This is a genomic window from Blautia sp. MSJ-19, assembly GCF_018918125.1.
Classification (GTDB): Bacteria; Bacillota; Clostridia; order Lachnospirales; family Lachnospiraceae; genus Blautia_A.
The window spans coordinates 126,009-138,659 of sequence record NZ_JAHLQA010000017.1; the positions used below are offsets into that span (position 1 = coordinate 126,009).

7 protein-coding genes are annotated in these 12,651 nt (G+C 45.1%); 6 read left to right on the forward strand and 1 reads right to left on the reverse strand.

From position 1 onward, the window contains the following. Positions 1–28 precede the first annotated feature (28 nt). From KQI91_RS07565 to KQI91_RS07580, 4 genes are read left to right on the forward strand one after another with little or no spacing between them, the layout of a single operon-like run. Positions 29–2,452: a glycosyltransferase family 2 protein gene (locus KQI91_RS07565; RefSeq protein WP_216392237.1), complete on the forward strand. Its 2,424-nt coding sequence runs from the start codon at positions 29–31 to the stop codon at positions 2,450–2,452. 14 nt (positions 2,453–2,466) lie between these two features. After that, a complete protein-coding gene (locus KQI91_RS07570) occupies positions 2,467–4,911 on the forward strand; it encodes a glycosyltransferase family 2 protein (protein ID WP_216392238.1) in 2,445 nt (814 codons plus the stop codon). 10 nt (positions 4,912–4,921) lie between these two features. Then, positions 4,922–5,770 (forward strand): dTDP-4-dehydrorhamnose reductase, encoded by an 849-nt coding sequence (gene rfbD, locus KQI91_RS07575; RefSeq protein ID WP_216392239.1) that lies wholly within the window; start codon positions 4,922–4,924, stop codon positions 5,768–5,770. Between the two features lie 55 nt (positions 5,771–5,825). Then, a complete protein-coding gene (locus KQI91_RS07580; RefSeq protein WP_253288440.1) occupies positions 5,826–8,276 on the forward strand; it encodes a YfhO family protein in 2,451 nt (816 codons plus the stop codon). A gap of 31 nt (positions 8,277–8,307) precedes the next feature. Here the strand turns inward: KQI91_RS07580 and KQI91_RS07585 are convergent, their stop codons facing one another. Further along, positions 8,308–9,564 carry a D-alanyl-D-alanine carboxypeptidase family protein gene (locus KQI91_RS07585; RefSeq protein WP_216392241.1) on the reverse strand — a complete coding sequence of 419 codons (1,257 nt, stop codon included), beginning with the start codon at positions 9,562–9,564 and terminating at the stop codon, positions 8,308–8,310. A 232-nt stretch (positions 9,565–9,796) separates the two neighbouring features. On the opposite strand from KQI91_RS07585, the gene KQI91_RS07590 reads away from it, so the two are divergent. Both KQI91_RS07590 and KQI91_RS07595 read left to right on the forward strand, forming a co-directional pair. Next, a complete protein-coding gene (locus tag KQI91_RS07590) occupies positions 9,797–11,668 on the forward strand; it encodes a glycosyltransferase family 2 protein (RefSeq protein WP_216392242.1) in 1,872 nt (623 codons plus the stop codon). 5 nt (positions 11,669–11,673) lie between these two features. Continuing rightward, positions 11,674–12,630, forward strand: a complete 957-nt coding sequence (locus tag KQI91_RS07595) for a glycosyltransferase family 2 protein (protein WP_216392295.1) — start codon at positions 11,674–11,676, stop codon at positions 12,628–12,630. Positions 12,631–12,651: the final 21 nt, after the last annotated feature.

Sequence of the window (12,651 nt, forward strand, 5' to 3'; positions counted from 1 at the left end):
GAAAAACAATTTTTAATGAGGATGAAACATGGAAAAATTACGCTTCAGCGTAGATGAACAGAAATATAATGACAGACATGGACATGTTTTGCGTCTGGAGGGATGGTATTTTCCTTCTTCAAAGACAGAATGCAAATTTGAACTTTTTGCTGACGGGCATCAGAAGATTGAGATTCCCAAAGTACAGTTCCATCCACGTCCGGACGTGGAACAGGCACTGGAAGAAGCGGCGGGAGATTTTCTGCCTGGCTTTACGGTGTGTATTCCGGATGCATTGCAGCTATCCCGGAAATATCAGGAGCTGGAACTTTTTGTAATAGATGGGAAGGAAAAGGCCTCCATCTGGGAAAAAACTTCTGATGAACTGGAAGATTTCATGAAGGAAAGCCTTGTGGAATTTCATCTGGACAGAGTAGAAGTCCTGTATGATACCATGCTGGAAATTCAGGGCTGGGCAATTGACCAGAGAGGAACAGTGGAAATTGCTGTCCATAAAGAGGATATGAGCATTCTGGAATGCAGGATCAGCCGTGGCAGAAGACCGGATGTGGCCGAACGCAGAGGACTGGATGAGGAATACCGCACGCAGGAGATCGGCTTTCGTATTTCGGCAAATATTCAGGAGATTCCGGGAAAACGGATCGTTCTTCATTTCCGGGGAGATTCTGTGACAAAGACCTGTGAGATTGATGTCCAGGAGCTTCGGAAAGCGAACAGACCCAAAGGGTTCTTCAGCAGACTGTTCGGCAAAAATGAACCGGAGAGTACGGGAGGCTATGAAGCATGGCTGAAAAAACACCAGGCAGACAGAAAAACTCTGAGAAAGCAAAAACATGCGGATTTTGCAGAGAAACCGCAGATCAGCATTGTGATTCCATTATATCAGACGCCACTTCCGTATCTGAAAGAGCTGGTGGATTCGGTACGTGCACAGAGCTATGAAAACTGGCAGTTATGTCTGGCAGATGGAAGTCCGAATGATAAAGCAAAAGAATTCCTTGAAAAGCATTATGGAAAAGAAAAACGACTGGTATATACCAAGCTCAGTGAAAATGGTGGTATTTCTGTAAATACGAATGCGGCGATCGCACTGGCAGAAGGAGAGTTTCTGATGCTCTGTGATCATGATGATACACTGGAGCCGGATGCACTGTATGAGATTGTCCGGGCCATCAATGAGAAGTCCGGAACGGATGTCCTGTATACCGATGAAGATAAGGTGAGCATGGACGGAAGACATTATTTTGATCCGAATTTCAAACCCGATTTCAATCTGTTCCGTCTGCGTGAAAACAATTATATCTGTCATATATTTGTGGTACGGAAAAGTCTGGCGGACAAAGTCGGTTATCTGAAACAGGAATTTGACGGTGCGCAGGATTATGATTTTATTTTCCGTTGCTGTGAACAGGCAGCAAATATCGTGCATATTCCGAAGGTGCTGTATCACTGGCGCTGTCACATGGATTCCACAGCGGCGGATCCGGCAAGCAAGATGTATGCGTATGAAGCGGGAAGAAACGCAATCCGTGAACATTATCAGCGCCTGGGAATCGAAGCAAAAGTAGAGATGACCGAACGGTCGGGCTGGTACCGGAGCTATGTGAAGGTGCAGGGAACACCGCTGGTCTCTGTCATCATTCCAAATAAAGATCATATAGAAGATCTGGAGCTGTGTCTGTTTTCCATGAACAAAAAATCTACCTACCGGAATTATGAAGTCCTGGTGGTTGAGAATAACAGCGAGAATCCGGAGACATTTGAATATTACAAAAAGCTGCCGGGACGTTATCCAAAAGTAAAGGTACTGACCTGGGAAAAAGAATTCAATTATTCCTCGATCAACAATTTTGCAGCAAAAGAGGCACAGGGAGAATATCTGCTGTTTCTTAACAATGATGTGGAGATCCTTACACCACAGTGGATAGAAGAAATGCTGCAGATCTGTCAGCAGGATCAGGTGGCAGCAGTAGGAGCGAAACTTTATTATCCGGATGACACGATCCAGCATGCAGGAGTGGTACTCGGACTCGGGGGAATTGCCGGACATATTATGTGCCGTGCATCCAGAGAAGAGACGGGATATTTTGGCAGGATGATCAGTGTACAGGAGATCAGCGCGGTAACAGCTGCCTGCATGATGGTGCGGAAGACAGATTTCGAGGCAGTGGGCTGCTTTGACGAGACCTTTCAGGTTGCGTTCAATGACATTGATCTGTGCATGAAGCTGCGGGCGGCAGGAAAGAAGATCGTGTTTACACCTTATGCGGAACTGTATCATTATGAGTCCAAATCAAGAGGCCTGGAAGATACTCCGGAAAAACAGTTCCGTTTTGATAAAGAAGTGACAAGATTCAAGGAAAAATGGGCTGCTCAGTTAGAAGCAGGAGATCCTTATTACAGCCCGAACCTTTCGGTAACAGAGGGAGACTGTTCTTTAAGGGAGGACTGAGAAACGAGGTTGATATGGCAAGAGAAATTTTTGAGGTAACAAAGGACCGCTTTCATCTGCAGGATCCCTGTTGCTATATTTTACAGGGCACATGGCCGAAAGAGGCAAAAATGCGTGCCATGTTGGACGGCTCTGAGATAAAAGCGGAGATTCAGAGACTGGAAGTAGTCAGTGCGCTGGAACGTTTTAAAGATCCGGATCTGCTGCGTGGAGAGCGGATCACAGCTGCTGTACAGCTGCCGAAATCCCTGGATGGATTTCAGAAACTGACAGTTTATGCAGATATGCCGGAAAAAACATTCTGCTGGTTTTCGATACCGGTAAAGAATCTGGAGAAGCGCAGAGGAAAGCCGCAGTTTTTTATTGAAGAAGAAAAAGTGCAGCAGGGATTTCTGCGTATCCGCGGATGGGCAGTAGCCAAAGAGCCGGTACGCATTCAGATTTTTGATGAAAATAAGCAGAAGATTCAGGCAGAGATCCTGCGAACGGAGCGAGTAGATGTGGAACAGCTCTATGAAGAGATGGAACACACAGACAAATCGGGATTTTTTGCAGAGTTGACAAATCTCAGTGGAAAAGTAGTCTATGTAGTATTTTATGCAGGAGATACCAAGTCTGTCCATGTAGTGCCGCTGCAGCAGGCAGTGGTGCTCCGCAAAAAAATAGAAAAATACGCACAGAAAGGTATCCGTTACTGGAGAAGTCAGGGAAGTGCGGCACTGGTAGGAAAAGTGGCATCCAAGATCCGTACAGCTTCAACCAGAGAGATTCCGTATCAGAAATGGATTCTGCGTCATCTCCCAAATGCGAAGGAACTGGAGCGGCAGAAGAGAGAAAAATTTGAATTTCAGCCTAAGATCAGTATTGTGATTCCGTTATACAGGACACCGGAGAAATATCTGAGACAGCTGGTAGAATCCGTGAAGAATCAGACCTACCCAAACTGGGAACTCTGTCTTTCTGACGGAAGCGGAGAAAATTCTCCTCTGGCGGAGATTCTGGAATCGCTGGCATCTTCTGACGAAAGGATCCGGGTGGTTTCTCACAAAGAAGCATTGCAGATTTCTGAAAATACCAATGCTGGCATTGAAATCGCAACGGGGGATTATATCGCATTTGCAGACCATGACGATGAACTGACACCACACGCGCTGTTCGAGTGTGTCAAGGCACTGAATAAAAACAGAGAAATCCGTGTGCTGTATTCTGATGAAGACAAAATGTCCATGGATGGACATAAGTTCTTCCAGCCTCATTTTAAGCCAGACTACAATCCGGATCTGCTGTGTACGGTGAATTATATCTGCCATCTGTTTGTGGTTGACAGAACTGTGATCGATCAGGTAGGAGTGCTGCGCAAAGAATTTGATGGTGCGCAGGATTATGATTTTATCTTCCGCTGTGTGGAAGCCGTGAAAGCGGAGCAGATCTGTCATGTACCGAAGATTCTGTATCACTGGAGATGCCATGAAGATTCTACGGCAGAAAATCCGGAAAGTAAGATGTATGCATTTGAAGCAGGAAAACGTGCGATCGAGGAGCATTACAGAAGAACAGGGATTGATGCAGAAGTATATCAGGGAGAGTTCCTTGGACTTTACAGAACAAAATTCCACAGAGACCATGATCCGTTGATCTCGATCATCATTCCGAATAAAGATCACATTGATGATCTGAAACGTTGTATGGATTCGATCGATCAGAAATCCACTTATCAGAATTATGAATATATCATTGTGGAAAATAACAGTACAGAAGACGCGACGTTTCAGTATTATAAACAACTGGAAGCAGAAAATCCAAAAGCACATGTGGTGTACTGGGACAGAGAATTTAATTATTCTGCGATCAACAATTACGGTGCGACTTTTGCAAAAGGAGAATATATCCTTCTGCTCAACAATGATACAGAAATCATCAATGAAGACTGCCTGGAAGAATTGCTTGGCTATTGCATGAGAAGTGATGTAGGTGCGGTTGGTGCCCGCATGTATTATGAGGATGATACGATCCAGCATGCCGGAGTCGTTATCGGATTTGGCGGAATTGCAGGTCACTGTTTTGTTCTGCAGCCGCGTGGTACGACCGGATACTGCCACAGGATCATCTGCGCACAGGATTACAGTGCGGTAACAGCCGCGTGTATGATGGTAAAAAGAAGTGCCTTTGATGAGGTTGGTGGTCTGACAGAAGAGCTTGCGGTTGCATTTAATGATATTGATTTCTGCATGAAGCTGCGTGCAGCAGGATATCTGATCGTCTATAATCCATATGCAGAGCTGTATCATTATGAATCCAAGTCCAGAGGACTGGAAGATACACCGGAAAAAGTAGCACGTTTTAATAAAGAGATTCAGACATTTGAAAGACGCTGGCCGGATATCATGCGGGACGGAGATCCGTACTACAATCCGAATCTGACATTAAAGAGCCAGGATTTTTCATTGAAGAGAATATAGGAGGCTTGGTATGAAAGTACTGGTAACAGGTGTAAAAGGACAGCTTGGTTATGATGTTATGAATGAGCTGGCAAAAAGAGGATATGAGGGTGTCGGTGTGGATGTTGCAGAGATGGACATTACTGACAGTGCAGCAGTGGAAAAAGTGATCGGAGAGGTTCATCCGGACAGGGTGGTACACTGTGCAGCCTGGACAGCTGTGGATGCGGCAGAGGATAACCAGGAGGTTTGTCACAAAGTTAATGTGGATGGAACTGCAAATATTGCAAAGATGTGTGGAAAACTCGACATTCCGATGGTGTACATCAGTACAGATTATGTGTTCGACGGACAGGGAACCCGTCCGTGGGAGCCGGATGATCCGGTTGTGGAGCCATTGAATGTATATGGTCAGTCCAAATATGAGGGTGAGGTAGCTGTAGAAAAATATGCACCGAAGCATTACATTGTGCGCATTGCATGGGTATTCGGACTCAACGGCAAAAACTTTATCAGAACCATGCTGAACCTCGGAAAAACACATGATACTCTGACGGTTGTGGATGACCAGATCGGAACACCGACATATACGTATGATCTGGCAAGACTGCTGGTAGATATGCTGGAAAAAGAAGAATATGGCAAATACCATGCAACCAACGAGGGCGGCTATATTTCCTGGTATGATTTTGCAAAAGAGATCTTCCGTCAGGCAGGTATGGCTGTCAAAGTCCTTCCGGTAAGTTCTGCGGAATATCCGGCAAAGGCAAAACGTCCTTCCAACAGCCGCATGGAAAAGAAAAAGCTGGAAGAACACGGATTTACAAGACTTCCTGACTGGAAAGATGCACTTGGACGTTATCTGAAAGAGATTATGTAAGATCATGCAGACAAGCGAAAAAAAACAAAATATCAGGGTACTTTTTTTATTGATAATGTTGTTGGGCATAAGCTGTCTGATTATTTTCAGAGAGTATCTGCTTGGTGACCGCCTGCTGATCTTTAATGATATCGGAAGCGATACCTGGCAGCAGTACATCATGATCTATACCGGTATTGTCAATCATCTGCGGTCCGGCGAGTTTGCATTATGGGATTTTACGAATGGGCTTGGAATCAATGTATTCAACTTCAACCTGTTTGATCCGTTCCTGATGCTTCTTTATGGAATCGGAGTTGTGCTGGGACCGGCACATATGCTGATCTACATTAATGTTATTCAGATCCTGAAGATCCTGGCGGCAGGAATGGCATGTTACTGGTTTGTGTCACAGTTTTCTTTCAGCTGGCAGGCAAAGCTGCTTGCTGCGTATGTTTATGGACTGAATGGATTTCTTCTGGTATGGGGACAGCATTATCAGTTTGGTACGGCAGTGATTTACCTTCCGCTGCTGCTTGGATTTTGTGAAAAATCTGTACAGAAGAAAAAAGGCAGAGGCTTTTTTCCTGTCATGGTCTTTCTGTGTGGAATCTACAGTGTGTATTTTACATACATGTGTCTGGCGGCGACAGGGCTGTATCTGATCTTCCGTATTCTGATGCTGGAAGGTCTGACCTGGAAGCAGCGTCTGGGCAGGTTTCTGCTCGGATGCGGAGAAATCCTTCTGGGGATCGGAATGAGTATGGTGATCTTTCTTCCGATGGCAGAGATTCTTCTGGGGGTATCTACCAGACTGGACAGCAGCGGAACAAGTTTCTGGAAGTTTGTAAAAAGATGTTTTACACCGTTTGCACCGAAATATTATGAGACACTTTTTAAACGGATCTTTTCCAGCAATCTTCAGAATGGCTATGGAATGGCAAAGGCAACGCAGCATTATATGCGAAATTATTATGAAGATCCGGTGATGTTCTGTTCGGCACTTTCTGTTTTTATGGATGTGCAGTTTCTTGCGGTACTCTGGAAATCAGATATGCAGAAGAGAGCGAAGAGGGTGCTTTATGCAGCGGCACTTCTCATTATTGTCGGAGTAAGCTTTCCAATCGGTGGAATCGTCTTTAATTATTTTACGATTGTTTCCTTCCGCTATACCTTCGTTCTGATGCCGGTGCTCGTGTTGTTGATGGCATGGATGTGGGATTATCTCAGAAAAGGCGGAAAAGTGAGCCTGCTTTTGCTTGCGGCAGTGGCTGTGCTGATGTGTGTGGAATACTGGAGTGGCTATGAACAGGCAGGTTATGCGGTTTACAAAAGGAATATTCTGATTTTGACTGTCACAGGGATTTTGTTTGCGGTCTGCATGCTGGTTCTGAATTATATGAAAAAGCAGCAGATCCGCAAAGCACTCATGGGTGTGATGGCAGCAGGTCTGGCAGTCAGTATGGTATCCGAGGGTGCAGTTAATTACGAAAACAGAGTTACCATGAAAAAATCAGATACCCCGCAGGAGCAGATGGAACAGGAAACACAGCGTTATGAAGCCATGTGGGAATCGGAAGATGATCTGGTGAAATACAGTGCGGAGGCAGAAAAGCCGCAGGACTTTTTCCGGGCGATCTATCGTACAGATATGCAGGACTGCCTCAGCTATCTTGAAGAGAACGACAGTAGTTTTTATCGGGTGGAAAAAGACTATATGGCCGGTTCTCTGGCAATGGATTCAGTGGCACAGGGATATCGAGGCGTATCTACCTACAATTCGGTCATGAATGGCTGGGTAAAGAAATTCGTGGAAGCCTGTTGTCCACAGTTGTTTGTGTCAGATCAGAACCATTATGTTTTCTGGAATCAGATCAGTGATAACTGGCTGGCGGCTTTTCTGGGTGTAAAATATATTCTTTCTGGACAGAAGGAACTGGATACCAGTAAATACCGGATGATCCGGCTGGAGGGCGGGCTCTATATTCACGAAAATCTTCTGGATGCAGAGACAGCGCATTTTTACAGTACGGCGATTTCGGAGAACAGTCTCAGTAAACTGTGTACGGAGGAGACAAGAGATACGCTTCTGGGAGGTGCCATTGCACTGGAAGATGGTACGGAGATACAGAATGTGTCGGAACTGGATAAACTGAAAACAGAAGCACAGAAGGAAAAAGAACAGTCATCGACAGTGACCCTGGATGCACCGGTGATCGATTCACGGCTGACAGGAAGCATCCATGCAGAGACAGACGGATATGCGTTATTTATGATACCATATGAAAATGGATGGAGTCTGACGATTGACGGTCAGGAAACCGAACTGCTCCGGGGTGATATTGGATTTCTGGCGTGCAAAGTACCGGAAGGAAATCATACACTGACGCTTACGTTCCAGGCTCCGGGCTTGTATTCCGGCGCACTGGTCAGCATTCTGTGCTGGATTCTTATGATTGGCGGCCAGGTATTTCTGGTACTGTATAAAAAGAAAAAGACAAACAAAAAAACAACAGCTCTGTCATAGGGCTGTTGCTTTTTTATGCATTTTTATGTGGTCAGGATTTTGCAATTTTTATAATGCGAAGAAGAATCAAAAGGAAAAGAACAAGGGCGGCACCGCCGATTGCAAAATATGGAATATTGGAGTGAGCCGCCGTGTAATTCTGGGCTGCCTCCACATTCTGGGCACTGGTTTGCATTAAGGTGCTGTCTTCCTCCGGGGCAGTGGCAGCCATAAGAGCGGTGCCCACCAGAGTACCATTGTAGAAGAACTGACGGGTATACTGTTCATCCTGTACCTCGCCATCCTGTGTGGTGAGGGCATCTGCAGTGGTACCTGCCGGAACAAAGACATTTCCACCGGAAATCATATTGAAATCCGTATCACCGAGAGAAAGCATCTGGAAATTATCAAATCCATAATTCAGGAGACTGACTGCTTCGGCGGCAGTTGTGCCGGAAGCACCCTGGAGAACAACGGCGATCAGAGAAACTCCGTCTTTTTCGGCTCCGCAGACCAGTGTGCTGCCGGAGGCTTCGGTATATCCTTCACGTCCGCCGATGCAGTACTGATAATAAGAAGCATTCGTATTGTTCAACAGAGAAAAGTTGTTGGTCAGAACTCGTTCACCGCCGGAAACGTTGGTTGCAGGAATCGTGTAGGAAGCAGTGCCGGCAATAGTTCGGAAAGATTCATTATCGATCGCGGCTTTCATGATCAATGCCATATCATGTGCTGTGGTGTGCTGATTTTCATCCGGCATCCCGGTTGGATTGGTAAATACAGTATTGCTGCATCCAAGCTCAGCAGCGCGGGCGTTCATCATCTGGACAAATCCGTCTACAGATCCGCCCAGCTGTTCGGCAACCTGCAGTGCGATATCGTTGGCAGAAGCCAGCATGATCGCATAGAGACATTGCTCTACAGTAAATACTTCATCCACCTGTGCGGAGATATTGGCACCGCCGTCTGTGACACCGGATACGCCGGTTGCAGTCATGGTGATCGAGTCGGTGAGCTGTGCGTTTTCCAGTGCGAGAAGCGTGGTCATGACTTTTACGGTAGCACCTGGATAAAGAATCTGATCCATGTTTTTAGCATACAGTGTTGTAGAGGTTGTGTCCTCCATAACGATCGCTGCGGTTGAAGTGATCTCCGGTCCCTGTGGCCATCCGGAGATACTGTTGGTGGAGATGGCAGAAGTTGTTTCTGCTGCGGCTGTTTCTTCGGCTGCCAGGACCGGTGTCTGAAATATCAGTGAACAGCTAAGTCCCAGAACAGCAAGACTGCTGCATAATTTTTTTAATTTCATATAAAATGTACTCCTGTTTTGTATTTTAATGATAATTCTATACTTTATATCTGAAGTCTATCATATCCCATTTTGAATGGTAATTCAAGCAGAATGCCACTGGTAAATTGGATGGAATAACATCTGCCCTTGCAAAAATGAAGGGTGGATGATAAAATAAAGCCGATTATAAGTAAAATTATTGAAATGATTCTGTAAAGATTAAGAGCAGAACATGAGGAAAAGTTATAATATGAGTAAAAATAAAGATGTATCAGGCCGGATCGAATGGGGCAGGATGCTGAAAAAACTAAGTCCTTATACGATTAAAAAAGGACTGCGTTATTTTAAACATTATGGACCCAAAGAATTCTGGATACGCCTTCATGAAAGGTTTGAGCCGGAGGAAGTGCCATATGGTCCATGGTATGAGGCTTATGTGCCGGATGAGGCAGAACTGGAAAGGCAGCGCAGGCACCGTTTTTCGAATGCTCCCCTGCTCAGTGTGGCAGTACCGGCATATCGCACACCGGAGCTGTTTCTGAGACAGATGATCGACTCTCTTCTTGCACAGACGTATTCCAACTGGGAACTGTGTATTGCAAACGGAAGTCCGGATGATGAAGCGATGAAGGCTGTGCTTGCGGAGTATACTGTCAGAGACAGCCGCATTCATGTACAGGATCTGCAAGAAAATCTCGGAATTGCAGGAAATACAAATGCAGCACTTGCGATGACGACAGGAGAATATGCGGGAATTCTGGATCATGATGATCTTCTCGCGCCAAATGCTCTTTATGAGATCGCAATGGCACTGGAAAAAGATCCGGGACTGGATGCTGTTTATACAGATGAAGATAAGGTTACAACAGATTTAAGTGAACATTTTCAGCCACATCTGAAACCGGATTTCAGTCTGGATCTGCTGCGTTCCAATAACTATATCTGCCATTTCTTTATTGTGAGACAGTCGGTGATCCAAAAAGTCGGCGGCTTCCGGCAGGAATTTGACGGGGCACAGGATCATGATTTTATTTTTCGGTGTGTGGAACAGGCGGACAGGATCGGGCATGTACCGGAGATTCTGTATCACTGGCGTACACACAAAGCATCTACAGCAGACAATCCGGCAAGTAAAATGTATGCATTTGAGGCTGGCAGACGTGCGATCGAAGCACATCTGAAACGAGTTGGAGAAGAGGGAACGGTAACACATACACCGGATCTTGGATTTTTCAGAGTGCAGTATCCAGTGCAGGGGAATCCCCTTGTTTCTATTATTATTCCAAATAAAGATGAAACGGAGTCTCTGCGTGCCTGCATCGAATCTATCCGCAAAAAAACAGCTTATCTCAATTATGAGATCATTATCGTAGAAAACAACAGTACTTCGGAGGAAATCTTTCAGTATTACAGAGAACTTTCCAAAGACCCGAAGATCCGTCTGCTCCGTTGGAAAAAGGAATTCAACTATTCCGCGATCAACAATTATGGCGTCCGTCATGCGAAGGGAGAATATCTGTTGTTCCTCAACAATGATGTGACGGTTATCACAGAGGGATGGCTGACTGAAATGCTTGGTATGTGTCAGCGAAAAGAAGTTGGTGCGGTCGGAGTCAAACTGCTTTATCCGGATAACACCATTCAGCATGCCGGCTGTGTGATCGGAATCGGAGGAATTGCAGGCCATATGTTTGTGAATATGCCGGCAAATCGTACCGGTTATCTGCATAAGGCATCCATCATTCAGGATATGAGTGCGGTGACAGCGGCCTGTATGATGATGAAAAAAGAAGCTTTTGAAGATGCTGGTGGTTTTAGTGAAGAACTTGCTGTGGCATTTAATGACGTGGATCTGTGTCTCAAAGTCAGACAGACAGGAAGGCTGATCGTTTATGATCCATATGTTCAGCTGTATCATATGGAATCCAAGACGAGAGGGGCAGAGGACAGCGAAGAAAAGGTACGGCGTTTCCAGGAAGAGATTGAATATATGCGTTCTCACTGGATCGATATCCTCAAAAAAGGCGATCCATACTATAATAAAAACCTTTCTCTGACAAAATGGAATTATTCACTTCGTCCCCTCAAAGGGATGCAAAGCAAAGACAATACAGACAGATAGGAGAAATTATGGAAGTATCGGTAATCATACCGAATTTTAATGGGATTGCATTTCTGGACAGCGTTCTTGGAAGTCTGGAAGGGCAGACACTGAAAAATTTTGAAGTCATTCTGGTAGATAATGGCTCCGCAGACGGAAGCTGTTCTTTTGTGACGGCAAATTATCCGTGGGTGCATATTATTGAACTGCCGGAAAATTTTGGATTCTGCAGAGCAGTCAATGAGGGAATCCATGCGGCGAAAGCTCCGTATGTACTTCTTCTCAACAATGATACAGAAGTAAAAGAAGATTTTGTGGAAAAGATGCTGGCAGCGATCAAAAGACATAAACATGCATTTTCGTGCGGAGCGCGGATGGTGCAGTATCATGACCGCGACAGACTGGATGATGCCGGAAATTTTTACTGTGCACTGGGATGGGCTTTTGCCAGAGGAAAAGGTAAGGATATCGATACTTACCAGACAGAGGACAGGATATTCGCGGCCTGTGGCGGAGCTGCCATTTATCGCAAAAAAATAATGGAAAAAATCGGATATTTTGATGAGGAGCATTTTGCATATCTGGAAGATATGGATATTGGGTACAGGGCAAGGATTTATGGATACGAGAACTGGTATGCTCCGGAAGCGATCGTGTATCATGTGGGAAGTGGAACAAGCGGTTCCAGATATAATCAGTTTAAGACCAGATATTCTTCGAGAAATAATATTTATCTGATCTACAAGAACATGCCGCTTCTGCAGATCATACTGAATCTTCCGTTTCTGGCAGTCGGATTTCTGGTCAAATTTCTGTTCTTTGCAGTAAAAGGAATGGGCAAAGAATATCTGGCAGGTATCAAAAACGGCTTTTCTATCAGTATGAAACATAAAAAAGTTCCGTTTAAGGCAAAACATCTGCCATACTATTGTAAAATCCAGCTTGAGCTGTGGAAGAATATGTTTTTCAGGTTTCGGGCATAAAGTCAGTTTTACAGCGGTTTA

What these genes read in the sequence shown, in the direction of transcription:
- KQI91_RS07565 (WP_216392237.1), top strand. Translation starts at nt 29, where the DNA reads ATGGAAAAATTACGCTTCAGCGTAGATGAACAGAAATATAATGACAGA.
- KQI91_RS07570 (WP_216392238.1), top strand. Translation starts at nt 2,467, where the DNA reads ATGGCAAGAGAAATTTTTGAGGTAACAAAGGACCGCTTTCATCTGCAG.
- rfbD (WP_216392239.1), top strand. Translation starts at nt 4,922, where the DNA reads ATGAAAGTACTGGTAACAGGTGTAAAAGGACAGCTTGGTTATGATGTT.
- KQI91_RS07580 (WP_253288440.1), top strand. Translation starts at nt 5,826, where the DNA reads ATGTTGTTGGGCATAAGCTGTCTGATTATTTTCAGAGAGTATCTGCTT.
- KQI91_RS07585 (WP_216392241.1), bottom strand. Translation starts at nt 9,564, where the DNA reads ATGAAATTAAAAAAATTATGCAGCAGTCTTGCTGTTCTGGGACTTAGC.
- KQI91_RS07590 (WP_216392242.1), top strand. Translation starts at nt 9,797, where the DNA reads ATGAGTAAAAATAAAGATGTATCAGGCCGGATCGAATGGGGCAGGATG.